We start from the raw sequence: 26,043 nt of genomic DNA, 5'->3' as shown, positions 1-26,043 counted from the left end.
AACGCGAACACATGCCTACGGGGCTGCCACGTAGTGCCAGTTCCGGCTCAACGGCTAGTTTTTTCGCGTAATACTGGCTTAATTCTTGATAGGCTTTATTGCTTGCTTTGGAGATTGACGATAGCTTTTTGTTGATCCGTGTCCAATTGTAAGAGCCATTTGCAGCGACTACACTCCAGCCCATGAAACGCTATCTGCGGTTTTGCATCATCTTCATGATCAGCTTGGCGCTTCCCCTCAGCGGGATGGCGGGCGTTCAGGCACCGACAGAACCGTGCCCTATGAAGACGATGGGCATGGCGATGATGGACGATATGGGGATGGACTGCTGCAACGACATGAAAAGCCCTTCCGAGCACGGCAAACCTTGTAAGCCGGGCCAGGAATGCAAGACGGGCGGCATGTTGCAAGTCTCGATCCTAAAGCCTCCTGTAACCGTATTCAGCCCCGTAGTGCTTTCATTTTTCAGCGATTCCCTACCTGTAAAGACCTCGTCCGGGGTTTGGCGACCGCCTCGCGTTTGATTCCTGTCCCACATTGAGCCTCATTCCGCATTAGCGGGATGAACTAGCTGTGCGCATGTCTTTTGAAGCGTGCAGTGGATGATCACAGGAATCGTAAACATGAACTCCAAGTGCAATTGCACAGGCTGGTATCTCGTGGCTGGCCTGGCGGCAGGCGTGCTGGCATTGCCGAGTTTCGCTGCCGCCTTGACGCTCGATGAAGCGTTGCGGCTGGCCGAAAATAATGCGCCGTCACTGACCGCACAAGACGCGAAAATTCAGGCAGCCAGCAGTGCTGCCATTCCAGCTGGGGAATTACCTGATCCCAAGCTGCTGGTGGGCGTGCAGAACTACCCCATTGGCGGCCCGGATCGTTGGAGCATCGACCAGGATTTCATGACCATGCAGATGGTCGGTGTCATGCAGGAGATGCCCAACAGCGACAAGCGCAAAGCGCGCATCGAGGTCGCCGATGCGGCCGTTGATCGCGCTGCTGCGGAGCGTAGAGTCGAACGTCTGAAGGTACGCCAGGCCACGGCATTGGCCTGGATAAGTAGCTACGCGGTTGAGCGCAAAGATGCGCTGTTCCAGGACTTCTACAAAGAAAACCGATTATTGACCGATACCGTCCGGGCCCAGATTGCCGGGGGCCGCGCTCAACCCGCCGATGCGGTGACGCCCAAGCAAGAAGCGGCTCAATTGGCGGAGCAGCAGGACGATTTGATTCGCCAGCGCGTACAGGCCCGAGCTGCCCTCAAACGCTGGATTGGCTCCACCGCCGATGACAAGCCTGTGGGCAGCTTGCCTGTATGGCCCGTCGATACCTCAAGCTACGCCCATAAACTGCAACACCATCCCGAGTTGGCAGCGTTTGCACCGATGACCCGCGAAGCGCAAGCCAAGGTTCGTGAAGCCGTGTCGGAGAAACAGTCAGACTGGAGCTGGGAACTGGATTACCAGCGCCGTGGCCGTGAGTTCGGCGATATGGTCAGCGTGCAATTTTCCTGGGATCTGCCGCTGTTTCCTGACTCTCGCCAAAACCCCAAAATCGCAGCCAAACAGGCGGAACTCAGTCAGCTTGAGGCCGAGCGCGAAGCCCTGTTACGCGAGCATACCCAGCAACTGGAAAACGAACTGGCTGACTATGAGCGCCTGAATCGTGCGGTACGCCGTAACCAGGAAAGCCTGTTGCCGCTGGCCAAGGAAAAGGTCGAACTCAGCATGGCCAGTTACCGTGCCGGCAAAGGCGATTTAAACGCTGTTGTTGCTGCTCGACGTGAACTCATCGAGGCCCGCCTCAAGCAGATCGACGTGGAAGAGCAGCGAGCGCTGACCAGTGCGCGTCTGTATTTTGCTTATGGGGAGGCCAGTCAATGAACCTTAAATGGAATGGGGCATTGATGGTTGGCATCTCGCTGGCATTCGGTATTGCCGGTGGTTACTGGTTCGCTCAACAGCGCATGAATGGGGTATCCAGTTCTGCCCAGGAGCAGAGCCTCGATTCACCTAACGAACGCAAGGCTCTGTATTGGTATGACCCCATGTACCCGCAGCAAAAGTTCGATAAGCCGGGTAAGTCCCCCTTCATGGACATGCAACTGATTCCTCAGTACGCCGGTGGCGCAGGGGATCGAGCGACCGTCAGTATCGATCCGAGTCTGACCCAGAATCTCGGTCTGCGTTTTGCAACAGTCACCCGTGGAATCTTTGACTCCAGCCTCGATGTGACGGGTGTCTTGGGATTCAACGAACGTGATGTCGCTGTGATTCAGGCACGCACCACAGGCTTTGTGGAGCGGGTATATGCCCACGCTCCCGGTGATGTGCTCAAAGCCAACGCGGCATTGGCGGATATCCTGGTGCCGGAATGGGCGGCTGCCCAGACAGAGTTTCTTGCATTGAAGCGCAGCGGGGATGCTGATTTGTTGGCTGCGGCCCGCCAGCGACTGCAGCTCACAGGGATGCCGGCAGCACTGATTACTCAGGTAGAGCGTGGCGGTAAGGTTCAGCCCTACCTGACTCTCACCAGCCCAATTGGTGGTGTGCTGCAAGAATTGAATGTACGTGCGGGTATGACTGTGGCTACTGGCGATACTCTGGCACGCGTCAATGGCTTGAGCAGTGTCTGGCTAGCCGTGGCCGTTCCAGAATCGGATGCCGGATCGATCACCGTGGGGCAGGCGGTCGAAGCGCGTCTGCCAGCCTTCCCAGGGACAATGCTCAGCGGCAAAGTCAGCGCGATTTTGCCCGAGACCAACCCGGACAGCCGTACTCTTCGCGTGCGGGTAGAACTCCCCAATCCCGACGGGCGCCTCAGACCGGGTTTGACGGCGCAGGTACGCCTGAATCGCTCGACCGGGCAAAGTGTGTTGTGGGTGCCGAGCGAGGCTGTCATTCGCACTGGCCGACGTGCCTTGGTGATGCTCGCCGAAGACGCGGGCCGCTACCGTCCAGTGGAAGTGCACCTCGGGCAGGAAAGCGATGGCAAGACGGCGATAGTGAAAGGTCTGGAAGAAGGCCAGAAGGTGGTTACGTCTGGCCAGTTCCTGCTCGACTCGGAGGCCAGTCTCAAGGGCATCGTTGCAAGCTCGGAGGAAGAGTCACCGCCCAGCGCAGCAACCTCCAGTTTTCATGAGGCGGATGGGCAGATCGTTGAGATCAACGACAAAGAAGTCACGCTCGCCCATGGCCCCTTCAAGACGCTGGGCATGCCTGGCATGACGATGACTTTCCCACTCGCCAACCCGGCCCTGATGCAGGGCCTCAAAACGGGTGACAAGGTTCGGGTCGCGGTGAGCCAGACTGACGATGGCTTGCGTGTTGAGCGCCTGGATAAATCGGGGGGCCAGCCATGATTGCTGCCCTCATTCGTTGGTCGGTGGCCAACCGATTCCTGGTACTACTGGCGACACTGTTCGTCACGGCTTGGGGCATTTGGTCGGTGCAGAGCACGCCCATCGATGCGCTGCCGGATCTCTCCGATGTGCAGGTGATCATCCGTACAACTTACGCAGGCCAGGCGCCGCAGATTGTCGAAAACCAGGTGACCTATCCGTTGGCGACCACCATGCTCTCGGTGCCAGGCGCAAAGACGGTGCGCGGTTATTCCTTCTTCGGTGACAGCTTCGTCTACGTGCTGTTCGAGGACGGTACTGACCTGTACTGGGCCCGCTCACGGGTGTTGGAGTATCTAAGTCAGATACAAAGTCGGTTGCCAGCCAGCGCCAAGCCAGCGTTGGGGCCGGATGCAACGGGAGTGGGTTGGATCTATCAGTACGCACTGGTAGATCGCAGTGGCGGACACGACCTGGCACAGCTTCGTGCACTTCAGGACTGGTTTCTAAAGTTCGAACTCAAGACCCTGCCGAACGTTGCGGAGGTGGCCACTGTGGGGGGTATGGTCAAGCAGTACCAGGTGCAGCTTGATCCGCTCAAACTGGCCAGCCTCGGTATCACTCAAGCTGAGGTAACCGAGGCTATCGGCAAGGCCAATCAGGAAACCGGTGGTGCCGTGCTGGAGATGGCAGAGACTGAGTTCATTGTACGGGCCTCAGGCTACCTAAAAACGCTTAATGACTTTCGTGCTATCCCGTTGAAGCTCGGTGCTGGAGGTGTACCGGTGAGTCTTGGCGATGTCGCCACGATCCAGTTGGGGCCGGAAATGCGGCGTGGCATTACTGAACTCGACGGCGAAGGCGAGACCGTCGGCGGCGTGGTGATTTTGCGCAGCGGCAAGAATGCTCGCGAGACCATTGCGGCGGTCAAGACGAAGCTCGACGAACTGAAAAGCAGTTTGCCGGCTGGAGTAGAAATCGTCACAACGTATGACCGCAGCAAACTGATCGACCGTGCTGTGGAAAATCTCAGTCACAAGCTCATCGAAGAGTTCATCGTTGTCGCATTGGTCTGTGGGATCTTCCTGTGGCACTTGCGCTCATCGCTGGTGGCGATCATCTCCCTGCCGGTGGGTGTGTTGATTGCCTTCATCGTAATGCGTTACCAAGGGATCAACGCCAACATCATGTCCTTGGGTGGGATTGCCATCGCCATCGGCGCCATGGTCGATGCCGCCGTGGTGATGATCGAGAACGCCCATAAAAAGATCGAGGCCTGGCATGCGGCCAATCCTGGGGAGGAACTGAAGGGAGAGCGTCATTGGCATGTGATGACTGAAGCGGCAGCGGAGGTAGGCCCAGCACTGTTCTTCTGTTTGTTAATCATCACCCTGTCGTTCATTCCAGTTTTTACCCTGGAAGCACAGGAAGGGCGATTGTTCGGCCCATTAGCTTTCACCAAGACCTACGCCATGGCCGCAGCGGCAGGATTGTCAGTGACCTTGGTGCCAGTGCTGATGGGCTACTGGATTCGGGGTCGAATCCCCACTGAGCAACATAACCCGCTAAACCGTTGGCTGATCCGGATCTACCAGCCCGCTCTGGACGCGGTCTTGCGTCGACCAAAGATCACGCTGCTGGTGGCGCTATTGGTTTTTGTCAGTGCGCTATGGCCAATGTCGCGCTTGGGCGGCGAGTTTCTCCCCCCGTTGGACGAGGGCGATCTGCTCTATATGCCTTCAGCCCTGCCGGGATTGTCGGCGCAGAAAGCGGCGCAATTGCTGCAACAAACCGACCGCCTGATTAAGACTGTTCCAGAGGTCGAACACGTCTTTGGTAAAGCAGGTCGCGCCGAAACCGCTACCGATCCGGCACCGCTGGAAATGTTCGAAACCACGATTCAATTCAAACCTCATCAGCAATGGCGCCCAGGCATGACCCAGGAAAAGTTGGTGGAAGAACTGGATCGAGTGGTACGAGTTCCTGGGTTAACCAATATCTGGATACCACCGATTCGAAACCGCATCGACATGCTGGCCACTGGGATCAAGAGTCCCATCGGAGTGAAAGTTGCTGGCACCAACCTGACGGAGATCGATGCCGCTACTCAGGCGGTCGAGCGGGTGGCCAAGGGTGTACCCGGTGTCAGTTCGGCTCTGGCCGAGCGACTGACCGGTGGCCGCTATATCGACGTGGATATCGACCGCAAGGCCGCCGCCCGCTACGGACTAAATATCGCTGATGTGCAGTCCATCGTTGCCGGCGCTATCGGCGGCGAAAACGTCGGGGAGACCATTGAAGGCCTCGCACGCTTTCCGATTAACGTGCGTTACCCACGTGAATGGCGTGACTCGGTCGGCAGCCTGGAGCGATTACCGATTTACACTCCGTTAGGCAGCCAGATCACCCTCGGCACTGTGGCGAAGGTCAAGGTCAGCGACGGGCCGCCAATGCTCAAGAGCGAGAACGCACGGCCTTCAGGCTGGGTGTATATCGATGTGCGTGGCCGGGACATTGCTTCTGTGGTCGCCGATCTACGCCAGGTCGTCAATGAACAGGTCAAGTTGCAGCCCGGCATGAGCCTGAGCTACTCAGGGCAGTTCGAATTTCTGGAACGGGCTAACGCACGCCTCAAACTGGTGGTGCCAGCCACGCTGTTGATCATCTTCGTGCTGCTCTACCTGACGTTTGCGCGCTTCGATGAGGCGTTGTTGATCATGGCCACGCTGCCATTCGCACTGACGGGCGGGGCATGGTTCCTCTATCTGTTGGGATTCAATCTGTCGGTCGCCACCGGAGTCGGCTTTATCGCCCTGGCCGGGGTGTCTGCCGAGTTCGGCGTAATCATGCTGCTTTACCTGAAGAACGCCTGGGCCGAGCGTGAAGACCTCGGCGACAACACTGAGCGCGGGCTGGTTGCGGCCATTCGCGAAGGCGCTGTGCAGCGCGTTCGACCCAAGGCCATGACCGTTGCCGTGATCATTGCCGGCCTTTTACCCATTTTGTTGGGCAGCGGTACTGGTAGCGAAGTGATGAGCCGCATCGCCGCGCCTATGGTCGGCGGCATGATCACGGCCCCCTTGCTTTCCCTGTTTGTCATTCCGGCAGCCTATCGCCTGATGCGTCGCCGGCACCTCATAGTTGAACCCATCAACCCTCAAGGAAAAGTCGTATGAAACTGACCATGATTGCAGTTGCAAGCACCGTATTTGCGCTTTCACTTTCTGTCCAAGCGGAGGATATGCCGGGCATGAAAATGGACGGTATGGAGGGCATGCAGATGGAACAAGATTCAAAACAGGCTCAAGTTGCCAATGCCGAGGGAACGATCAAGGCTATAGATACTACGAAGAATACGGTGACCATCTCCCACGGAGCGGTTCCAGCCGTACAGTGGCCTCCAATGACCATGGCCTTTTCAGTGACGGAAGATCAGCTGACAGGTCTGAAGGTCGGAGACCATGTATCGTTTTCCTTTAAGGTAAAGGATGGCAAAGCCGCAATCGTTTCCATTAAAAAATAAGGATGTAACGAGCAAGAATCGGGAGCGGTGGATCCAGCCAAGGGCAAATTCAGCTAGGCTTCGCGCATCGGTTACTCACGGACGATACCCATGCTAAATAACTCTGACGCCAACATAGCCACAGCGGACGCCCTCACACTGCTCCTGCACAATCAGCATGCCTTAGCTGCGGCCATAGAAGAAGTTACCAAGTGGCTTTCAGAGAATGGAGTGGGGAGTGTCGCCGACAACGCGGTTGCTGCCATGGAAACGCTGGACACAAATGCCCGTGGCATCACGGACGCCATCATGCGACTACGCCAGTTGTAGGCATCCTCACCCACTATGATGGAGGCACAAGAGCTCAGAGCCGGAGGCCAGCGATGGAGTGTACTTTCACCCTGAAATATCTATTACCAGCGGGCGACATGGATGTGGATGCGGTATTGGATCGCTTGGCGGAAGAAGGCTGCGATGATGCATTGGTCGGAGTCCGACAGCGAGGTCGCTTGGCGTTGGAATTCGTCCGTGAAGCCCCCTCTGCAAATCACGCAATTGAGAGCACCGTGGAGGATGTGCGTAGGGCCGTGCCTAACGCACGCCTGATCAATCCAGCCCTTACTTCGTGGACGATTGAAGTCGCTCATTTCTAAGCGCGTTAATGAGGCGCATCGCGCCTGTAACGCCCCAACTATCCGGTGCGAGATGATTCGGCTAGGCACGACCTCACTTAATGTCCCTTAAAAGGGACACTAACCTAGCTTTTGCCATTTAATGACCCATTTTGGGGTCATTAACGGATGTCTGTTTTGCGGTCAAAAAAATAGCGAAACAATCGAAAGCACCTGGGGTGATTGCCGCTAGCACTCCTTCATAAGGCCAAATCGTATCTTCGACTCAGGTGCAGGTCGCTCTCGGCATACAACGGGTGGGTATTAAAGCGGGATCAACTCTTGTGAATCCGACGACATACCATCTCTGCCGCCATGGGGGCTCAAAAAACCATGACTTACCAGCCCGCGTAATGAGTAACCAAGTAACCCCAGGCCGAGAGCGCCGACCCATTACTGCGGAGGATGTCCATTGCCTCGGCGGCAGGAATTTTCGTCGGACAGCCCCCCGTCAGATACGCCTTGTCTTTACCCTGGCTGTACAAGTGCATAATCGTTAAAACCATGACCTGTTGCAGCGGCGACATTGCGCGATAGCTTTTGCGCATTGCTTTCAAGGATTCGGGCATTGGCTCTTCTCCGCCAGCCCAATTGAAGCCGCGAGGCCGCAAGTTGTAATGCCTGCCTGGACTTCCATAGGGGCGTTCGACGTGCTCAAAACAACCATCAAGCAAGTAAGCCTCTACGATTCCCCACAGAGCTTGCCCAAAAATATGTCCGCGCTCTGATGCACAGGGGAGTGTAGGGATGGATGCTCCGCAAACCATCGCCAGCGCCGTAAGCTCACCACCGTCCATGCAAGGCACTTTATCGACCATATCAACCAACGCCCATCCTGGAAAACGGCCAGCAGCGAACGTGGGGTTAACTGCCGCGTAGGCAGCAAGGGCGACTGGTTGTAGTGAGTGGTGGATGTAGGCTTGGTTGGCAGTGTGAACATCCGTGAATGCCCATACACCTTCCGAAAGCTGATGGATGCCAATAGCAGACAAAAGGCCTTTGGCCTTATCTACGTAGTCGTCGTTCATGCCGTGCTCCTAGCCTCGCAGTGTGGTCGAACAATTACAAATTGTTCACATATGACGAAGCAGTTCTTCTACCTGTCGATGCTCGTCCGGGGATAAAAGCCCGACCGAATCAAATGCATCTTTTGAGCTGAACTCATATCGTCTATCGTCAGGGGAAACGCCGTTGTCGCAGTAATCCAGATCGCCACAGTCAATGAAGAATGTGATCTGCCAGCCATCGACCTCTATGGTCATCAATCCGCAGGTTGGCGTCATTCCACTGCAGAGCGCTGTACACGACGTAGTGGAGGTTATCGCCGAGCGATACAGGAGCGCTTTCAGGATGAAACACGGATAAAAAGGGCATGACTGCATCTCTCCTAGGTGGTACCTAGAATGAAGACCATGAGATAGGGTTGGTCAAGGAGACAAGGCAAATATATTTTTTCTTTCCCTTTTTAAATCAGTATCTTACGAGCATACCCTTAGCTGGAAAGGGCCTAGATCATCATGTAGACGGCGGCTTCGTTCAGACAGCCGATTGGAAATGGCCCCGGTTATCCTGCAAGCGGAGCGCGCAGACCCCAAGGGTCGTAAGGCATGAGGATGGAAGCCCGCAGGGCCGAGACCCGTCGATAGACGGGGCTTGGTTTACGACAGCCGTCCCCAAAGGGGCATGAACCGTAACGCCATCACTCCTATTTGGACTCATCTTTTCTGTACAGCAACCGACTATCGAAATGCTTTTCGAAAAGCCCCTCAAACGACTCAGGGTCACCATCCCAGTCCCCCTTCCAATGAAGACCAAGCAACGAGTCGAACCGAGCTACCCACTTTTTCTTACCCAGCCTGCTGGCAAGTGCGAGAGCTTCAGGCAGGACGTGGCTGAAGACATCACCTTCCCTTCCCACACCATGCACGTAAGCATCCTGATAGCATTTCATGGCTTCTTCTTCCTGTCCGGACAGAACTAGAAAGCGTCCACGAAGCCATTTCGTGATGTGGCATGTCTCCTCAGCAATGGGTTCCCACGTCTTTTCAAGACGGCCAAGCATGTCCTCAACGGCATCCGCATCTCTAGGTATAGCCGGGTCGTAGAGTGCTTCTCGAAGTGCTGAATACGGTCGATCTGGGCCGATATTTAGAGCTTTTCCCCGCTCCATTGATAGCTCTCGCTTGCGCCAGAAGAAAGCCTCTTCGATGGTTCCGGAACCCTCGGGAAGATTCAGGTGATTTAAGATCGACTCACGATACTTCAAGGGGGTACGGCCTAGGAGCCTGGAGGCCACCATCCACAGCTTGGGAGCGAACTGATCGCTGAGACCCAGCGCCTGCAGTATTTCTTCAGCTCTATCCAGATTAGGAACTGCCGAGCCTTTGAGCCATGCATCGAGAGTATCTCGGCAATTGTCGAGGTCGATTGCATTCACCTCTGCCCGAAACTCACAAATCTGGACGTAGTCCTGAACCCCCCTGGTGCAGAAAGCCTTAATGAGACAACCGAGCGGTGCTGGGTCAGACAACAATTTATCCAAAGATACGACTGGCAGAATGTGATGAGTCATCCTCAACACTAAGCTGCCGCCAAACGCGAAAATTGTCGGCCACAACAGGTACATCATTTCTCGCCGGTTGAGTAAGCCTGCATCGTGTCGGGGGATAAGGGACGCGTAATATTCGAGCCAGCGACGCCATGCTACAAAAATTGCGTTAGCAAACACCTCATCCCCAATGAAGACGGCCAATCGTTTTTCAAGCTTGCACAGAATGGTGGTTGGAATTTCAATCGGATCGAGACCAGGGCGCTTGCGCTCGTCCTTGAATGCCTTTAAATCATCGTAGAAGCCAGTGTTATCAGTTGAAAGAACAAGGCCGCTACGGGTGCCAACCTCGTAAACGATTTCGCCTATAGAGGGATAGGGTGAGACTGGAAGTTTCATACAATCACCTGACCCAAGGAGGAAATCCCCCTTGGGCACTGATCCTTCATTTTTTTGTTTTGTCTGCCGCACTCGCTGCTCGGGAAGCAAAGCTATTCGGAGGGATAATGCCGTCATTCTCTCGAGCCGTCGCGGAGTAGATGCGGGATTTGGCGTCTTGAGTCATAGGCTGCGATTTTGCGCCTGAAGCTTTCTTGGTCATGTCATTTTCCTTTAAGGTCGGATTGAACGCCTAAGCGTTGTGGTCGACTTTACGTAGGCTCCCGATTGCAGTCAGGGGGGCAAACTCGGAAAAAATCTGAAAACTGCATCACAACCTGCGAATTCCAAGACTGCGGTCGCCATTTCGGGCCCAAAGGCCCGGCTGAAAGATAGTCCATGTGCGATAGCATGAACGCAGTGTCATCGTTAGCTGCTCCATGTTGCCTCCCGGTATTATCTGCGACCGAAGCACACTTGACCTTATGCTGGACGCAGACATTGTCTTGACGAAGAGCGCCACGCTACTTCGGGCAGAAGGAATGCCTGAGTCGGAATGGCTATCGACCGCAGTGCGCCGATTTCGCGCAATTCTTGCAGGTCACGACGTACACGCGGACGACGATTGAATAGATAATTTCGGCGAAAGTACGCAGCCTATTTGATGCTGCTGTCCATTGAAGAGCACAACCCCGGTGCGGATTCCCTTGCAGGGATCTGTTCAGACCTAGGATTACCTAGAACCGGGGCTTTGCGCTTCATGAGCGCATTCGAGTGCTGGCGTAGTTCACAAGGCGGTAGTCGAGCACGATCCAATGCTGTCCAACCGTCGCTCCTTCGAGCCGACGGCTCGGCTCATTCCGCCAGCAAGACCGCAGATGGTCATCGCACGAATCGTTTGAGTGATCGTCGACTCGCTATCACTTGCTCTCGTATCTCGTCTGGATTTATCGACATGCCGCCGTCAGGTGTCACGCGGAGCGACTGCAGCTTATTGAGGGCAGCAATGAAGGCGCGATCTCTCGCTTGCTCTGAGCCAGATCTTTTGTCACGCCAAACGAATTCGATGCATCGCCATAAAAAAATCATACCGCTCTCCATTGCTGTCGAAACATGGAACGCATTTTCATTGGGGGGGGATATGGTGACTGATGCATCTCAGGGTTCTCCCTTAGCAAGGTCTCCCAGCTTGGAGAGACCTCTTATTTTCCAGCAAGCGACTACGGCTTTTCTTTGAGGCAAGCGGAGCGCGCAGACTTAAGGATGGAAGCCCGGCAGGGCCGGGACAACGGCGAGCATCGCCGGGCCTGGTTCACGACAGCCGGCCCGGTAGGGCACGCAAAAGACAGACCTAAATGCGAGCTCAGCATCCTAGATTTCAAACTGCATCTCTCCGAGGTTGTGGTGTGAAATGAAACCTACGGGGCTGCAGGGGTCAAGGAAGAAAGGTGGGTTTTCCGAGATTTCCGACGAAAAATCAGTATGTTATGAGCATACCCTTAAGCGGAGGCTACCTTTGTTAGGAGGGATCTGATCACTATAAAGGCCGTCTTCCCCCTGCGTGGCTAATGCTGCTGATAGGGAGTGACTCACGTTGCCAGGCAAGCGGAGCGCGCAGACCTGGAAGGTCGGAGGGCATGAGGATGGAAGCCCGCAGGGCCAAGACCTGTCGTAGACATGGCTTGGTTAACGACAGCCGTCCCTGCAAGGGCATGCCACCACTACCGCAGCGTTGATGATTACCGAAAGGTGCGATGATCAAATGATCGGGACACAACTCCCTGTGCGAAAAGATCATACGTTTTGCGCAACGCTACCTCGTCGCCAGAAGACAACCTCGGGTGCAGCATCTTGAGGTGCATCGTGTCGCGTGCCCTGTTAGTTAAGCTCAGGCCTGCAGATAGTGATCGTTGAGCTTAAGAAAGGCAGGGTGAAAGAGGGTGATTCAGCGATGCGGATGAGGATCGTTTCGCACCACATACCCGAGGTTGTAGGAGTTTCAGGTGGTAGTTCCGTAAGTCCGGATCTGAGGGGGGGCAGGTAAATGCCATCCCCACAGCGACCGATATTCGGATTTTTTTGATTTCCATTAGTGGAGACTTCGTCAGATGCGAGATTTATCTATGCGGGTGGACGAAACCATTTCAACCACGTTTCGTTCTTTCACCTTAGCCTTGAGCGTCTGATTCTCGTCCAGCAGTACCTCATTGATGGATGCGATGGTCGCGAGCTTGGCCCGAAGCTCCTCAATCTCATGACGGTAGCCCGCAGACTTCTGACGCTCGGCAATAAGATCTTGATGTTTGACATCTCGCATGGCACGACTGGATCGTCCCTGGAGCTCTCGTATAGCCTCTGCGATTGCTGGATAGTAATTATGGATGAGCGCCGTCGATACTCCGGCCTCACGAGCCACAGCGGCGATGGTCACCTTAGTTTCCCCGCTACGAGATCGACCATTTTGGATACAATAGATGGCTAGCTTCAGATCCTTCGCTCGATCCACGGCAGGCTTGTAATTGGCTGATTTGTCCTTGCTCTTCATGCGCTTAGAGCCTCTGGAGGCACGCCCAGCTGTACCAAAACCTCTCGGCAGCGGTTCAGGTCGCGCTCAACGCGTTGGCGACCTCCTTCACCAATGTCTTTGCAGTTCAGCAGTTCTTTAAGGTCATCGTAGAGTCGCTGGTAGATGGGCCCATGAGTACTCCCGATCACGGAGTGGTCGCAACCACTGCAACGGGTACGCTCAAGGGTGTTGCCGACACAACCGTCGTTGTCTGCCGTACACCAGGCATGGCCATTGCTGCGGATCGCTGTGCTCTCAGAGATGGACTTCAGCATGGAGGTACGATCTTTGAAGATCAGCAGGTTTTCCGGTTCTCGTTGCCAGCCCTTGATGGCGCGCCCGTAGCCTCCGGCCAAGGGTTCATCACCAATCCATCCGTCGACGATGCCGAGCTTGATGTCTTCCATCTCACCTTGAATTTCAACGTACAAATCAAGATCCAGATGTTGTCCCCAGCTTTCGTCCATGGCATATCCCAAGGTCATGTCCAGCGACCAGTGAGCATAATGCTCCTTGAGGTAGCGCAGGTCGCCAAAGCGGCTGTGGGCGGCGTAGTTAGCGAATTTGCGTCTGAATTGGTGGCTGGCGAGCTTCCATTTCAATCCGCAGTCCTTGGCAAATGCCTTTAAAAGGCCGTCCCAACCCGCGTTAGAAAGTGTACGAACTCGATTACCTTCTTTGGGGTATAAGCCTAGAAACACAGAGTTACGATGCGCACGGGCTTCAGTGATCTCTGGATCTTGCGCGTTTGTTAGACGTCGCTGAATGATTTCGTCGGAAATCATCGCTTGGTATGGCGTAGCCCAGCGCTCGATGACGCGGAGGGCCCGAACCCCTGCCTCTGGGATCATCCAGTCATGGATTCCTTCATCAGTCTTCTCCGATTTAGATCGCATCCAATGGTAAATCGTCGCGTCATCATCCTCGGTGCGCCGATGCGCCCCCGATTGCAGGTTAGCCAATTCGTGATTACGGCAACCCGAGGTGCTCGCCAGAACGATGTAGCAGGCTGTGCGTAGGTCTAATAGCGATTTGTTGAACTTCCTAAGGCCACCCTCCCAACCCACCTCACTCAAGTGCTGGTTTTTAGCTCGGATTACGTCGAATCTTTTCTGAAACCCTGCTTTCGAGGCGATATTATCCAAGTCATCGCGCAGATCTAGCAGTAGCTTACCTCGCTCCACCTGCTGATGAGCTTCCTCGAATAAAGTACAGAACACATCATCGGGAATCAGTGGTGTCTTCCCCCCATTGGGCGTACCGAGTATCCCCGCCATTGCTCTTGCAGAAGTCTCAGGCCAAGGATGCTGTGGAAACTTGTCATCGGTGTATTGACTCAACTCATACAACGCCTCTACAGCCTTGAATCGAGCGTGCAAGCCGTCTGCTGATAACGGCTTACCGTTGCGAGGTTGTAAATGAGCCTTACAGGCCTTGACATACGTGGCGGCGAGCACAGGTGTCACACTGCCAAGCTGGCTAAGTTTCAGAGCGTCCAAGTGCCGTAGGAAGGGTGACAGCCCAGTGAAGAGACCGGTAATTGTCGCGCCTCTAGGCCGATTACCTGCCTCCCGACCTCGTCTCAGATAACGATAAAACACTGCCTTCACAACCTGACGAAACACTGGGGGCACCGTATCGAAAGCAATCCGTCTATCACTGATCGCAACGTTTTTAGGGAAGCCATTGAGATACCAAACGTCATCACTATATCTGCTGATAATCACCCAATGCCCATCAACTTGATTGGCACTGATGATCAGCCTATCTTGCTCTGAATCGGACAGGCCGCGCACATCTCCAGGTTGAGCGGTGATGGTCGCAAAAGGTAGATCTTCTGAGATGTCTTCAATCATGAGAAGACCTCCAAGCTGCCAATAAGCTCAACAGACCAGAACGGGTGAGGTTGAGTACGAGCGTGCTGCTTCGCGGCCTCCACTGCAGCAGGCTTGAAGGTGCCACGGCGAAGTCCCTCAGCAATGATGTAGTCGTCGATGAGGCGAGGGATGTGGGCAAGCTCACGTGCCCACCGACGCTTGTCCATACGGGAGCGTTCAGCCAGAACGCGGAAGTAGAAGCTGAACAGTTTGTAGAGGTCTTCGGCGGTCACTGCGTAGTGCTTACAGCGCACGCAGTTCATAAAATTCATGCAGGTTGCGCCTTCGCGTTTCGGGGCGAACTGGCCGTTTACAGGATCTGCACAGCGGCCTAAGGGGTTTTCCTTGTAGGTTGCACCGATAGTCGCAGTCAGAAGCTCCTCCACCAACAACTCTCCCATGAACCGCCAGTTTCGCCGAGCATCCTCGTTGGGAGCTAAATAGTTCTGATCGGTGATCCGTGGGGTGTTGCCGAGAGCAGATGCGGTGGTTGCGAGGTCTCCATCAGTTAGCTCAAAGATGCGGTTTGCAAAAGTCTTACGTAGGCGAGCGATGTTGATACGAAGCGGTTTTCCGTCGGTGTCCTTCAACCCATACTCAGCTACCAGGCTGGCCGTGCCTGCCTCCAACATTCCTCCGGATAGTGACGTGACCTCACTCGTTGAATTTCTTTGCCGATTGCGGTACAGCCACACGCGACCCTTGAGGTCGTCCGGAGCTTCTGAATCCAGGGGTTCAGTCAACTTCATCACGCGACGGATCAGGCGTTCCACGTTGACCCTGACGCTGGGCATTGCCTCCAGCACGCGCTCGGCCTTCGACTCAGTTCGAATAGCTACTTTGCTGGTGTTGTAGCCACGGCGCTTCCATAGCACGAGGAAGACGGTGTCGTCTTTGGGATGGGGACGTAAGCAATTGCGGCCCATCTCTAGCAATGGAGTGGCATTACGTCCGGTATGCAGAGCCACGACCAGCAAGCTGTAGGCCAATAGTTCACTGGTTGGCGGCGCGTCATTGATAAAAATGGGTTTTATGGCCTGCCGCAATGCCGCTGCGAACTCTTGTCGTTCACGCTTGGATAGGGGCGTCTCGCCCTTGGACTTGCGATTGGAGTTCGGAAATGGGTTGCGCGGAAAGGTGGCATCATCGCCAGACGTGACCAGCGGGAAAATGCCCCGCGTCCCAAGGGCATGAAGCACCGCCTTGGCACGCGCGTAATAGGTTTTCTGTCCAGGGGTGGATAATGCCTGTCCAGCGAGATGGCCTAGATAGCTGTCGATAAGGCTCCGACTCACATCATTCAGCGTCAACTCACGCGCTAAGGCCATCGCCTGGAGCACGCAAAAATCTAGGAATTTCACTAATCCACTGTTGCAATAACTCACCACTGTAGCAACCGAGAGGATGCCCTCTTGCCCTGCTAGGAAGCGCTCGATTTGTCGCTGGCAGACGTAGGTGATGGGATCAATACCTGAACCGTACCACCGAGCAAAATCGAATGCTCTGGCGTTGGATGAGTTGCGCCCAAATGAGACCACTGTGTTTGCTGGAGGGATAGCCTCAGGCAAGATGATCACATTACCTGCCGCGTCCACGCTGTGTTCGACCTGTGGGACGCTGAGGTCAGTCTTGGTAAATACCTTACGCTTACCCATCAAGCCGCTCCCGCCATCTCATTCAATTCGTCGTCATAGGCAAACACGGCCTCATCGGCCATTTCGTTGACCAAGTGCAGATAGATCATGGTGGTCTGAACCGAGCTGTGGCCAAGTTGACCCTGCAGGAACACCAAGGGATCGAGCCCGTTCTGTGGGTTGCGCTGAAGGTTGACCAAGGTGTGGGTTGCGTAGGTGTGACGCAGCATGTGGGCATTGACGTCAATTCCAGCGAGCTTCCCGGTCTCGCTAACGATCCGGTTCAGGCTCTTGCCGGCGCTGCCGTAGGGCTCTCCGAGATGGTTGAGGAACAGTGGCTTTTGGTTCTTGCTCAGAGACGCCCGCTCGCCACGTACCTTGGACACGTAGCGGTGGAGTTCGGACATGAACTTGCGACTGACCCAGATATCTCGCTCCTTACTACCCTTGGTCTCCATGCCGCTGCCGTCGAAAGGATCCAGTCGGATGCGAAGATTGCGCTCGGTTCGTCCGGCCTTGTCTGGGTCGAAAACATACGTCAGTGGGAAAGTCGCCAATTCGTTACGACGCAGACCTGTGCGCAGGGCCAGCTGAATCATGATTCGGTGATGTGGATTATCCGCTACGGACATAAGTGACTTGGTCTGGGACATGCTCAGAAACTTGGGCAGAGGCTTGTGACGACGCGGCATCACATCGTTTACCAAGGCTTTGCCACCACTGGCATTAACATGCTCAAGGAAGCTGGATTCGCGCTTTACAGTTCGCTCCTCGTGACCGAACGGCAGGCGCTTAACCCAACCTTTCTCCAGGGCGAACTCGTAGAACTTGCAGATGTACGTCAGTCGCTGGCGGGTAGTGTTGAGGGCCAGTTCGCAAGTCACCAGGCAGTAGTCCCTGTAGGCAGCTACAAGGCTCTTGGCCTCACCACGATCTACGTCCCGCCAATCGAGGTCATGGGCTTGCAGGAAGCTGAAGAAGTCGTACAGCGCTCTTCCTGTACTGGGCCAGGATTGCTTCGAGCCGATCTCCCCACGAAGGAGGTAACGACGGAAGAATAGATTGGCCTGAGTGCAGCTCTCCATCGAGTCCCATAGCAGAATCGGAAACCCTTGGTAAGGTTGCCCTGCGATTACGAAATCCTCGGTGCCCCACACTAGCTCCATCTTTCACCCTGTCGTCGGCCAATCGTTCTGTGACTCTGTCTGCTTGGTCTGTGTAAAGGCTAACCATGCGACCCTTCACTCCCCATGAACAGAGCTATGATTTTAATATCATATAGATCTAACGACAGCAACGCTCCAGATCATAAGGCGTTCCTCAAGGTTTGCAGGTGGGCGACCTGACGGCTGAATTCAACGCTGGACAGCCGTTGCTTCGGTCGCGGGCTCATGGCCTGGCTGATAGCGCGTGTGGGTTGGCCGGTCAGGCGTGCGAGCACCAGCCATTGTTCGGCGACGCCGAGTTGATCAAAACCGGGATGACGGCGCCGCACCCGGCGCAGGATGTCTTGCTGCAAGGCTTGCAGCAGACTGTCCTGACCGCTGCGGCGCAAGATGAAATCGGCGCTGGCACGCAGGTGTTCCTGAAGTTGTCGACGGGCTCTCGGCGCCGGTTCAATCAATGGACCGTGGCGCACACCGACATGCCAGAGGCCAAGGCCGATCAGGGCGATGAGCGCGACCAATGCCTGAGGGAAATAGCGCAGCAACAAGGTCAGCAGGCTGTCGTGATCGGTGTTGAACAGCAGCGTCACCTGGGTGTCCGCGGTCAGGTACCAGAGCAGCCAGGCATTGTCGTACTGGTCGATGGCCGGGGTTTTCCACAGGTCGGCGTCGGTGACCACGATGATCGAGCCCAGCCCTTGGTTGAGTTGCATCATGTGCGTGGCCTTGCCGCTGTTGGCCCAGGCTTGCGCGAGATTGTTCGGGTCTTCGAGATGGAACGCGGTATCGAAGGTGGCGTAGGCCGGGGCGTCTTCATCCTCAAGATACAGTTTGGTCAGGTTGGGGTAAGGATCCTCACCGGTAGCGGGTGGCGGGTCCTTGAGGTCTTTGCTCAGTGACTGGTGCACCTGCACCCGGTCGAGCAGCAGGTCATTGCTTTGGCCGGTTTTTTCATCCCACAGTGATTCGGCGATGAACAACAGGCGCCCACCGGCGCGGGTCCAGTTCATCACTTGGTCAATCTGCCGTGGCGTCATGTTGTACCGGTCGCCGAGCAACAAAAGGCTGTGCTGGTGCGGGTCCAGCGTCGGCAGCACGTCGAGGCTGTTGGCATGGCCGACGGTCAGGCCCTGTTTGCGCAGGAAGTGTTCGGCGGCCAGATAAGGGTTGGCCTGGGCTTCGGGCGAAGGGCCGTGATCGATGTCTGCCTGATAGGGCGTTGCCTTGAAAAACAGATAAACACTCAGCGCAGCCAATAGCACCGCGATGAACACGCCGACCGCCAGCCAGAGACGCCGGTTCAATGCGCCGCTCCCGGGCCGAACAGCGCCCGCCAGCCATCACAGAGTTCCTGTTGCACCTGCGCGGGGGGCAGGCGATGCCCGTAGGCCATGTTCTGCCAGTGCCCCGTCAGTTTTTTGCTGAAAGTCAGCAGCGCGGGTTGCTGCAGGTGTTCAACGCGCTCCAGCACCTCGCCCTCGGTGTCGGCCGGTTTCAGCGCCATGTTGTAGTCGTGCAGCAAGTGACTGAGCAGGGCGCGATAAAGCAATCCGAGAGCTTCACGCGGGTTGGTTTGCCAGAGGCTTTCCGCACTGGCGGCGATGTCGGCAGGCAGGGTTTCACGGTTGAGGTCCAGGCCGAATGCTTGCTGTGGCAGCGGCCGTGCAACTTTGCGCGGCAACCTCGGTCGGCGACTGACGAACGCCTGCAACCAGTCGCGGTAACGCCAGATCAACAAACTGATGACCCCGATCACCGTACCCCACAGCAGCACTTCAATCAGGGTGGCCAATGCACCGAAACGCTGGTTATCCAGCAACTTGAGCAGCGCCTTCAGCCACTCGGGGGCCTTGCCATCGTCCGGTGTTTCGGCGGCGGGTTTGTCTTCGCCGCCAAAACGATAGCGGGTGACCGTTTCCTTGTTCTTGAATGGCGGCTGATCGAGGATCGCCTTGATGCTGTCCCGGGACGCCTGGCTGGTCAGAGGCTGGTCCAGCAGACGCGGGCTGTCCGGTGAGATCGCGGGCTCGGCGGCCCACACGGTTTGCGCCGCTGGCATCAGCAAAAATGCCGCCAGCAGCAGGGCGACGGCGGTACTGCTCAGACGTTGGCGCAGACGACGGAACACCAGCTCGATATCCCAGGCCTCCAGCACCGTGCGCCGGTTCAGATAAAGGCTGAAGCCGCAGGCCACGTAAACCGGTTCCCACACCACGAGCACCAACACGTAAAACACGTTGGTCAGGTGTTCCAGCCAGCGCCAGTCTTGTGTGGCGGCGGACAGCAGCGTCTGCCAGCTCCAGTCCAATTCAACCTGTTGCGGCAGGAACAGATAAAACAGCACCATCAGGCCGACCCACAGTGCACTTTCCAGATGCACGCCGATGATCGTCAGCCATCGCGCCGCGCCGCCGTCGCGTTGCAACAGCACCTGCAAGCGCTGTTGCCGCGCTTGCCCACTCAGGCCTTCGAGTTGCACCACCGGCATCAGGAAACTGCGACTCAGACTCAAGCGTCGCCAGGTGAGGCTTGCGAGCAATTGTGGCTTGAGCAATCTCGGCCATTGGCGCAGCGCCTGTTTCAAAGTGGGCGTTTCACCAAACATGGCTTTGGACAGGATGTACAGTGGCAGGCGTTCGAACGCCGGTTTCAGCCACCAGAAAATGAAGGCGGCGAGGGACGGTGAATCCCACAACAACAAGGTGAGCATGGCGAAAACCGGCAAGGTCACGATGGCCCAACTGGTCATCAACAGGCGTCGGTGCCGCTGGCTCAGCAGGACGCCGAGGTCCATGGCTTCCCAGGTTGTTCGAGGGCGGATCACCACGGTCGCGTCACTCAGGCGCATGACGAGTCCGTCCGGCAAACAGCAGATACATTGCTACCAAAAACCACAGCATCGCGCCGACCAGATACTTGGTCATCGGCGCCGGCCCGGTCATGGATGACCAGTAGGCTTCGATAAATGCAGCGATCAACAGAAACAGCATGACCCCGCAAATCAGTAATACGCTTTTGCGCGCCGCGACTCGCAACGCTTCGGCGCGTGGCAGGCGCCCCGGTGCGATCAATGCCCAGCCCAGTTGCAGGCCGGCGGCACCCGCCAGGGCAATGGCGCTGAGTTCGAAAGCACCGTGGCCGATCACGAACGACCAGAAGGTTTGCCCGTAGCCGATCTGTGTCAGGTGCCCGGCCACCGCGCCGATCATCAAGCCATTGAAGAACAGGAAAAACGCGCTGCCCAGGCCAAACAGCAAACCGCTGGCGAACGTCTGAAAAGCAATGCCGATGTTGTGCATGATGTAGAAGCCGAACATCACCCAGTCTTCACTGGCCGCCCGTTCCGCGGAGCGGCCCAGGTGCCCGGCGTTGGGGTCGTACATGCTTTGCATGTCGCTGACCTGTTGTGCCGGGATCAGGTTGTAGACCAGGTCCGGGAACAGATACACCAACAGTGCGAAGCCGATCAGGCTGCCGAAAAACATCAGGCTGGCGGCCAGCACGAAGCGCCACTGTTCGCGCACCAGCCGCGGAAAATCCGCGAGGATGAAGCCGAGCACATTGGCACCCAGGCGGCTGCGATGTCGATAAAGTTGTTGATGCCCGCGCAGGACCTGTTGCTGCAACGAGTCGATCAGGAAACTGCTGTATCCACGTTCCTGAGCCAACGCCAGGTGCTGGCAGAGCCGGCGATAGTCTTTCGCAAAACTGGCGACACGTGAGGTGTCTTTATTGCGCTCCAGACTGTCGAGCATGAGGGAAAACTGCGCCCATTCAGCCTTGTGGCGATTCTCGAAAAGACTTTGCTTCATGCGGGGCCCAACAAGCCGCGGGCGATGCCGTTGAGTTCCGCCACCGCCCGTGGCGCTGCGACGTTCAACGGTTGGGCGAGGATAGAGGCAAGTTCATTGACCCGCGCTTCGGAGAGTTCACCCTGGCGTTCGGCAAACCCTAGGATGGCGCGTTGCTCGGTCAGCGTCATGGCGAAGGCCGGACGTCGCGGTTCGGCGTCGGGCACTTGCGGTCGGGTGAGCGGCTGTTCGCGGTAGATGACCAGCGTGCCGGCGGCGAGGTCGCCGAGGCGTTTGAAGCTGGGGTGTTGCAGGCAACTGATGGCGCCGAGGAAATAGCCGAACGGCAACAGGTCGACAAATCGCAGCAGGTTGCGCAACAGCGAAGCGGACCAGCCGATCGGCGTGCCGTCATCCTGCACCACCCGCAGGCCCATCCATTGCTTGCCCGGCGAGCGTCCCTGATTGAGCACTTCGAACAACACCATGTACCACCAGCTCACTGCGAACAGCAGGATCGAGCCCAGCCCGGCGCCGAGTTTCCCCAGAAACGCGAGGACGATAAACAGCAGACCCAGAATCAGCCCGCGCAGCCCGAGGTCGATGGAGAACGCCAGCGCACGGACCATCAACCCGGCCGGGCGCAGTGGCAAGTCGATGCCTTCCGGCGTTTCAACCTGATACCGCGTATCCAGTGGCGGGGACAGCGTCGCTTTCCTTTGCAGTGCTGTGGTCTCGAGCATGGGCAACCTGGTGATGTGGCCTGATCGGGATTCTCTGTGTGTCCGATGCTAGCAGCCTCACGGGGGGAAACGACATAACTATGTATTGCACGGTGCGTGGTCAGAGGTGATTGAATGCAAGATTACTGGCCGGGGCGGGATGTGAACGCCTAGACTTCGCCGATCTTCAGTTCAGGAATAGCCCGTGACCTCGATCTTCTGGTACGACTATGAAACCACCGGCATCAACCCGCGTTGCGATCGTCCACTGCAAGTGGCGGGGCTGCGCACTGACTTTGATCTCAATGTCATAGACGAGCCGGTCAATCTTTATTGCCAGCCCAGTGAAGACATCCTGCCGCATCCGGCAGCCTGCGCGATCACCGGCATCACGCCGGGCCAACTGACCGAACACGGTTTGAGCGAAGCCGATTTCATGACTCGGGTTCACGCGCAACTGGCGGCACCGGGCACTTGTGGCGCGGGTTACAACACCTTGCGTTTCGACGACGAGATGACTCGTTACAGCCTGTACCGAAATTTCTTCGACCCCTATGCCCGCGAGTGGCAGGGCGGTAACAGTCGCTGGGACCTGATCGATGTGGTGCGTGCGGCGTATGCCTTGCGGCCCGATGGCCTGGTTTGGCCGACGGACGACGAAGGACGGGTGACGCTCAAACTCGAACGCCTGACCGCCGCCAACGGTATCGATCACGGCAATGCTCACGAAGCGCTGTCGGACGTTCGCGCGACCATCGCACTGGCACGGCTGATCCGGGAAAAACAGCCGAAGCTCTACGACTGGCTGTTTCAGTTGCGCAGCAAACAAAAGGTGATGGATCAGATTCGGCTGTTGCAGCCGATGGTGCACATTTCCGGGCGTTTTTCGGCGGCACGCAGTTATGTCGGCGTGGTGTTGCCGCTGGCCTGGCATCCGCGCAACAAGAACGCGCTGATTGTCTGTGACCTGCACCTGGATCCCCAGGGGTTGCTCGACCTGGATGCCGAGACCTTGCGCCAGCGTTTGTATACCCGTCGCGATGAACTGGCCGAAGGCGAACTGCCGGTGCCGCTCAAACTCATCCACATCAACAAATGCCCGGTGGTGGCGCCGTTGTCGGTGCTTCGTCCCGATGATCAGCAACGACTGGGGCTGGATATGGCGCTTTATCAGGAACGCACGCTGCGACTAAGTGCCGCACAAACAATTTGGCGAGATAAAGTTCAGGCCATTTATGCCCGAGAGGATTTCGCCCAGAGCCAAGACCCTGAACAACAGTTATACGATGGTTTTATCGGTGATCGGGACCGGCGTCTTTGTGAGCAAGTCCGGGCGGCTGACCCGGCGCAATTAGCGCAAGAGCAATGGCCTTTCGATGATGAACGTTTGCCTGAATTATTGTTTCGATATCGCGCACGTAACTTTCCCGAAACGTTGAGTTTCGAAGAGCAAGAACGCTGGCGAGTATTCTGTCAGCAACGTTTGTCAGCGCCCGAGTGCGGGGCACCCAATACCCTGGAAGCATTTGTAGAAGCTGCAGCCCAATTGAACATTACTGCGACGCCATTCCAGCAAGAGGTGCTCAATGAGTGGAACAGTTATGTCCAGGCATTGCGCAAACGTTTGAATCTTTGAAAATGAAAATGCACGGGCCTGAATCTCGGGCATAAAAAAACGCCAGCGATTGCTGGCGTTCTTTTTTGTCGCGGATGGGTCTGCGACAAGCTTTGCGGCTTAGCCCAGCAGGGTAGCCCAGCCTTCAACCACGTCGCCGCCCCACTTGGCTTTCCACTCTTTCAGAGTTTTGTGGTTGCCACCTTTGGTTTCGATGACTTCGCCGTTGTGCGGGTTTTTGTATTGTTTAACTTTGCGAGCACGCTTGGTGCCAGTAGTTTTTACTGCGCCGCCGCGTGGTGCTTTGGTTTTGGATTCTGGATCCAACAGCGCAATGATGTCACGCAGGGACTTGGAGTATTCGCCCATCAGGGTGCGCAGTTTGCCTTCGAATTCCAGCTCGGTTTGCAGTTTGTCGTCTTGGGACAGGTTCTTCAAACGGGCTTGCAGCTCTTTGATAGCTTCTTCGGTGGCACGATATTCGTTGATCAAGGACATGGGGACTACCTTATGTTGTGCGCTGGATGGCAGGGGACAGTGCGGCAATAATAGTCAGGGTGTTTCATCAAGTAAACATTTAACCGGGGTTTATTTAAATTAGTTGCGATGAATAGGGCGCAAATTGGATGTACAGTTAAATAGTGTGACGCAGGTATCACAGATATTCACAATTGAATGCTTGAAGAATGCTGACAGGATCACCATCGCGCAGGTAACCGACAGCCCTCAACGCTTGTGCCACCGGCCTTCGTGCAACGCGAGGTGTCATCTATACTGCAGTTTTTTTGCGCAATCGCTAGAATGGCGGCCTTTGCGAAGTTCTGGAGTTTCCCCCTCATGCGCACTTTTCGGCTGGTGATTGCTTGCCCGGACCGCGTCGGCATCGTTGCTAAAGTCAGTAACTTTCTGGCGTCACATAACGGCTGGATCACTGAAGCGAGCCACCACTCGGACAATCTCAGTGGCTGGTTTTTCATGCGTCACGAAATTCGTGCCGACTCGCTGCCTTTTGGTATCGAGGCTTTCCGCGAGGCGTTTGCGCCGATTGCCGAAGAGTTCTCGATGAACTGGCGCATTACCGATACCGCGCAGAAGAAGCGCGTGGTGTTGATGGCAAGCCGTGAGTCCCATTGCCTTGCCGACTTGCTGCACCGCTGGCACAGCGATGAACTGGATTGCGAAATCTCCTGTGTGATTTCCAACCATGATGATTTGCGCAGCATGGTCGAGTGGCACGGCATTCCTTACTACCACGTACCGGTCAATCCGCAGGATAAAGAGCCGGCGTTCGCCGAAGTCTCGCGCCTGGTCAAACAGCACGATGCCGAAGTGGTGGTACTTGCCCGCTACATGCAAATCCTGCCGCCCGAGTTGTGCAGCGAGTATGCGCACAAGGTCATCAACATTCACCACAGCTTCCTGCCGTCGTTCGTCGGCGCCAAGCCGTATCACCAGGCTTCCATGCGTGGGGTGAAGTTGATCGGTGCGACGTGCCACTACGTGACCGAAGAGCTGGACGCCGGCCCGATCATCGAGCAAGACGTTGTGCGCGTCAGCCACAGTGACAGCATCGAAGACATGGTGCGTTTCGGTCGTGATGTCGAGAAAATGGTGTTGGCCCGCGGTCTGCGTTATCACTTGGAAGATCGGGTGCTGGTGCACGGTAATAAGACTGTAGTGTTCTGACCGTCACACGACGCGGTTGAAATTCGAAGGGCCTGGGCGTTCAATCGTTCCAGGCCCTTCGCCGTTTCTGCACTGAGGACATGACCATGGCTGATCCACTGGACAAAGCTACTTCCAAGGCTCCCGCGACATTGGGGGAGGGGTGTTTGAGTCGTTATGATCCGGATGATATGAGCGCTGAAGACGGCACGGAATTTCCCGGTGCGGCGGAGTTGTGGGAGCAGTTGAATCCTGAGCCTGACCTTGTAGGAGTTGGCTTGCCGGCGAAGCGGTCTTGAGGTCTGGCGTTTGCTCGTTTTGATTGTGTACATATCCGTTTCTGCGGTAACGGCGGCAATTGGTTTCGCCCTTACGGCGAGTCACTTTGGAAAAGCCCCAAAGTAACCAAAAGGCTCTTGCCCCTTTCGTTCGGTGCCTCGCTAAGGCTCGGCATGCCCTCGCTCCGGTCCTGCTCCGTGGGCCCGCCGCCATCGGCCATCCATGGCCGGGGGCGGCTAACCCGGCATCCATGCCGGGTTGCCCACTGCGCAGAACCTGCGCTCGGCCTCTC

At 56.3% G+C, this 26,043-nt stretch carries 22 protein-coding genes; 10 read left to right on the top strand and 12 right to left on the bottom strand.

Annotated elements, in window-relative coordinates:
* Positions 1–182: 182 nt before the first annotated feature.
* From KGA97_RS03875 to KGA97_RS03845, 7 genes are all read left to right on the top strand, one after another.
* Positions 183–524, top strand: coding sequence for a hypothetical protein (locus KGA97_RS03875; RefSeq protein ID WP_109631482.1), 342 nt, complete (start codon positions 183–185; stop codon positions 522–524).
* Positions 525–623: 99 nt separating this feature from the next.
* Positions 624–1,880, top strand: coding sequence for a TolC family protein (locus KGA97_RS03870; RefSeq protein ID WP_223480243.1), 1,257 nt, complete (start codon positions 624–626; stop codon positions 1,878–1,880).
* Positions 1,877–3,358, top strand: a complete 1,482-nt coding sequence (locus tag KGA97_RS03865) for an efflux RND transporter periplasmic adaptor subunit (RefSeq protein WP_223450189.1) — start codon at positions 1,877–1,879, stop codon at positions 3,356–3,358. The genes KGA97_RS03870 and KGA97_RS03865 overlap by 4 nt, the downstream gene beginning before the upstream one ends.
* The gene (locus KGA97_RS03860; protein WP_223480242.1) at positions 3,355–6,513 is read left to right on the top strand and encodes an efflux RND transporter permease subunit; all 3,159 of its coding nucleotides are present in this window, start codon (positions 3,355–3,357) and stop codon (positions 6,511–6,513) included. Before KGA97_RS03865 ends, KGA97_RS03860 begins: the two co-directional genes overlap by 4 nt.
* Positions 6,510–6,860 (top strand): copper-binding protein, encoded by a 351-nt coding sequence (locus KGA97_RS03855; RefSeq protein WP_223450191.1) that lies wholly within the window; start codon positions 6,510–6,512, stop codon positions 6,858–6,860. Before KGA97_RS03860 ends, KGA97_RS03855 begins: the two co-directional genes overlap by 4 nt.
* A 90-nt stretch (positions 6,861–6,950) precedes the next feature.
* Positions 6,951–7,169 carry a hypothetical protein gene (locus KGA97_RS03850; protein WP_223414687.1) on the top strand — a complete coding sequence of 73 codons (219 nt, stop codon included), beginning with the start codon at positions 6,951–6,953 and terminating at the stop codon, positions 7,167–7,169.
* Between the two features lie 53 nt (positions 7,170–7,222).
* Positions 7,223–7,492 carry a hypothetical protein gene (locus KGA97_RS03845; RefSeq protein WP_223450192.1) on the top strand — a complete coding sequence of 90 codons (270 nt, stop codon included), beginning with the start codon at positions 7,223–7,225 and terminating at the stop codon, positions 7,490–7,492.
* Positions 7,493–7,848: 356 nt separating this feature from the next.
* Here the strand turns inward: KGA97_RS03845 and KGA97_RS03840 are convergent, their stop codons facing one another.
* The 11 genes from KGA97_RS03840 to KGA97_RS03790 form a co-directional block, all read right to left on the bottom strand.
* Positions 7,849–8,538: a hypothetical protein gene (locus KGA97_RS03840; RefSeq protein WP_223450193.1), complete on the bottom strand. Its 690-nt coding sequence runs from the start codon at positions 8,536–8,538 to the stop codon at positions 7,849–7,851.
* A 677-nt stretch (positions 8,539–9,215) separates the two neighbouring features.
* On the bottom strand, positions 9,216–10,457 hold the full coding sequence (locus tag KGA97_RS03835) for a hypothetical protein (RefSeq protein ID WP_223450194.1): 1,242 nt from the start codon (positions 10,455–10,457) through the stop codon (positions 9,216–9,218).
* A gap of 46 nt (positions 10,458–10,503) precedes the next feature.
* Positions 10,504–10,659, bottom strand: a complete 156-nt coding sequence (locus tag KGA97_RS03830; protein ID WP_223450195.1) for a hypothetical protein — start codon at positions 10,657–10,659, stop codon at positions 10,504–10,506.
* Positions 10,660–12,540: 1,881 nt separating this feature from the next.
* Positions 12,541–12,981 carry a TetR family transcriptional regulator gene (locus KGA97_RS03825; RefSeq protein WP_223450196.1) on the bottom strand — a complete coding sequence of 147 codons (441 nt, stop codon included), beginning with the start codon at positions 12,979–12,981 and terminating at the stop codon, positions 12,541–12,543.
* Entirely contained in the window at positions 12,978–14,858 is a 1,881-nt protein-coding gene (locus KGA97_RS03820) for an integrase (protein ID WP_223450197.1), read from the bottom strand. The genes KGA97_RS03825 and KGA97_RS03820 overlap by 4 nt, the downstream gene beginning before the upstream one ends.
* Positions 14,855–16,534 carry a hypothetical protein gene (locus KGA97_RS03815; RefSeq protein ID WP_223450198.1) on the bottom strand — a complete coding sequence of 560 codons (1,680 nt, stop codon included), beginning with the start codon at positions 16,532–16,534 and terminating at the stop codon, positions 14,855–14,857. Before KGA97_RS03815 ends, KGA97_RS03820 begins: the two co-directional genes overlap by 4 nt.
* On the bottom strand, positions 16,534–17,679 hold the full coding sequence (locus KGA97_RS03810) for a tyrosine-type recombinase/integrase (RefSeq protein WP_223450199.1): 1,146 nt from the start codon (positions 17,677–17,679) through the stop codon (positions 16,534–16,536). Before KGA97_RS03810 ends, KGA97_RS03815 begins: the two co-directional genes overlap by 1 nt.
* A gap of 140 nt (positions 17,680–17,819) precedes the next feature.
* Positions 17,820–18,983, bottom strand: coding sequence for a DUF4350 domain-containing protein (locus KGA97_RS03805; protein WP_223480241.1), 1,164 nt, complete (start codon positions 18,981–18,983; stop codon positions 17,820–17,822).
* Complete coding sequence (locus tag KGA97_RS03800; protein WP_223480240.1) at positions 18,980–20,527, bottom strand: DUF4129 domain-containing protein; 1,548 nt, start codon at positions 20,525–20,527, stop codon at positions 18,980–18,982. The genes KGA97_RS03805 and KGA97_RS03800 overlap by 4 nt, the downstream gene beginning before the upstream one ends.
* On the bottom strand, positions 20,514–21,491 hold the full coding sequence (locus KGA97_RS03795; protein ID WP_223480239.1) for a stage II sporulation protein M: 978 nt from the start codon (positions 21,489–21,491) through the stop codon (positions 20,514–20,516). Before KGA97_RS03795 ends, KGA97_RS03800 begins: the two co-directional genes overlap by 14 nt.
* A complete protein-coding gene (locus KGA97_RS03790; protein ID WP_223480238.1) occupies positions 21,488–22,213 on the bottom strand; it encodes an RDD family protein in 726 nt (241 codons plus the stop codon). Before KGA97_RS03790 ends, KGA97_RS03795 begins: the two co-directional genes overlap by 4 nt.
* Positions 22,214–22,397: 184 nt before the next feature.
* Here KGA97_RS03790 and sbcB point away from each other — a divergent pair, with 184 nt between their 5' ends.
* The gene (sbcB, locus tag KGA97_RS03785) at positions 22,398–23,828 is read left to right on the top strand and encodes an exodeoxyribonuclease I (RefSeq protein WP_223480237.1); all 1,431 of its coding nucleotides are present in this window, start codon (positions 22,398–22,400) and stop codon (positions 23,826–23,828) included.
* A 99-nt stretch (positions 23,829–23,927) separates the two neighbouring features.
* Here sbcB and mvaT read toward each other — a convergent pair whose 3' ends face one another.
* Entirely contained in the window at positions 23,928–24,305 is a 378-nt protein-coding gene (gene mvaT / locus KGA97_RS03780; RefSeq protein ID WP_007933316.1) for a histone-like nucleoid-structuring protein MvaT, read from the bottom strand.
* Between the two features lie 339 nt (positions 24,306–24,644).
* On the opposite strand from mvaT, the gene purU reads away from it, so the two are divergent.
* Together purU and KGA97_RS03770 are read left to right on the top strand one after the other, a co-directional pair.
* Positions 24,645–25,493, top strand: a complete 849-nt coding sequence (purU, locus tag KGA97_RS03775) for a formyltetrahydrofolate deformylase (protein ID WP_008031689.1) — start codon at positions 24,645–24,647, stop codon at positions 25,491–25,493.
* An 86-nt stretch (positions 25,494–25,579) separates the two neighbouring features.
* Complete coding sequence (locus KGA97_RS03770) at positions 25,580–25,771, top strand: hypothetical protein (protein ID WP_207285822.1); 192 nt, start codon at positions 25,580–25,582, stop codon at positions 25,769–25,771.
* Positions 25,772–26,043: the final 272 nt, after the last annotated feature.

Source organism: Pseudomonas sp. BF-B-15, from assembly GCF_019946675.1.
GTDB lineage: Bacteria > Pseudomonadota > Gammaproteobacteria > Pseudomonadales > Pseudomonadaceae > Aquipseudomonas > Aquipseudomonas migulae.
The sequence above is the reverse complement of the archived record's forward strand: the minus strand, read 5'-3'. Positions and strand labels throughout refer to the sequence as shown.

Coding starts and splice junctions, on each gene's coding strand:
- KGA97_RS03875 (WP_109631482.1), top strand. CDS start 183: ATGAAACGCTATCTGCGGTTTTGCATCATCTTCATGATCAGCTTGGCG.
- KGA97_RS03870 (WP_223480243.1), top strand. CDS start 624: ATGAACTCCAAGTGCAATTGCACAGGCTGGTATCTCGTGGCTGGCCTG.
- KGA97_RS03865 (WP_223450189.1), top strand. CDS start 1,877: ATGAACCTTAAATGGAATGGGGCATTGATGGTTGGCATCTCGCTGGCA.
- KGA97_RS03860 (WP_223480242.1), top strand. CDS start 3,355: ATGATTGCTGCCCTCATTCGTTGGTCGGTGGCCAACCGATTCCTGGTA.
- KGA97_RS03855 (WP_223450191.1), top strand. CDS start 6,510: ATGAAACTGACCATGATTGCAGTTGCAAGCACCGTATTTGCGCTTTCA.
- KGA97_RS03850 (WP_223414687.1), top strand. CDS start 6,951: ATGCTAAATAACTCTGACGCCAACATAGCCACAGCGGACGCCCTCACA.
- KGA97_RS03845 (WP_223450192.1), top strand. CDS start 7,223: ATGGAGTGTACTTTCACCCTGAAATATCTATTACCAGCGGGCGACATG.
- KGA97_RS03840 (WP_223450193.1), bottom strand. CDS start 8,538: ATGAACGACGACTACGTAGATAAGGCCAAAGGCCTTTTGTCTGCTATT.
- KGA97_RS03835 (WP_223450194.1), bottom strand. CDS start 10,457: ATGAAACTTCCAGTCTCACCCTATCCCTCTATAGGCGAAATCGTTTAC.
- KGA97_RS03830 (WP_223450195.1), bottom strand. CDS start 10,659: ATGACCAAGAAAGCTTCAGGCGCAAAATCGCAGCCTATGACTCAAGAC.
- KGA97_RS03825 (WP_223450196.1), bottom strand. CDS start 12,981: ATGAAGAGCAAGGACAAATCAGCCAATTACAAGCCTGCCGTGGATCGA.
- KGA97_RS03820 (WP_223450197.1), bottom strand. CDS start 14,858: ATGATTGAAGACATCTCAGAAGATCTACCTTTTGCGACCATCACCGCT.
- KGA97_RS03815 (WP_223450198.1), bottom strand. CDS start 16,534: ATGGGTAAGCGTAAGGTATTTACCAAGACTGACCTCAGCGTCCCACAG.
- KGA97_RS03810 (WP_223450199.1), bottom strand. CDS start 17,679: ATGGAGCTAGTGTGGGGCACCGAGGATTTCGTAATCGCAGGGCAACCT.
- KGA97_RS03800 (WP_223480240.1), bottom strand. CDS start 20,527: ATGCGCCTGAGTGACGCGACCGTGGTGATCCGCCCTCGAACAACCTGG.
- KGA97_RS03795 (WP_223480239.1), bottom strand. CDS start 21,491: ATGAAGCAAAGTCTTTTCGAGAATCGCCACAAGGCTGAATGGGCGCAG.
- KGA97_RS03790 (WP_223480238.1), bottom strand. CDS start 22,213: ATGCTCGAGACCACAGCACTGCAAAGGAAAGCGACGCTGTCCCCGCCA.
- mvaT (WP_007933316.1), bottom strand. CDS start 24,305: ATGTCCTTGATCAACGAATATCGTGCCACCGAAGAAGCTATCAAAGAG.
- purU (WP_008031689.1), top strand. CDS start 24,645: ATGCGCACTTTTCGGCTGGTGATTGCTTGCCCGGACCGCGTCGGCATC.
- KGA97_RS03770 (WP_207285822.1), top strand. CDS start 25,580: ATGGCTGATCCACTGGACAAAGCTACTTCCAAGGCTCCCGCGACATTG.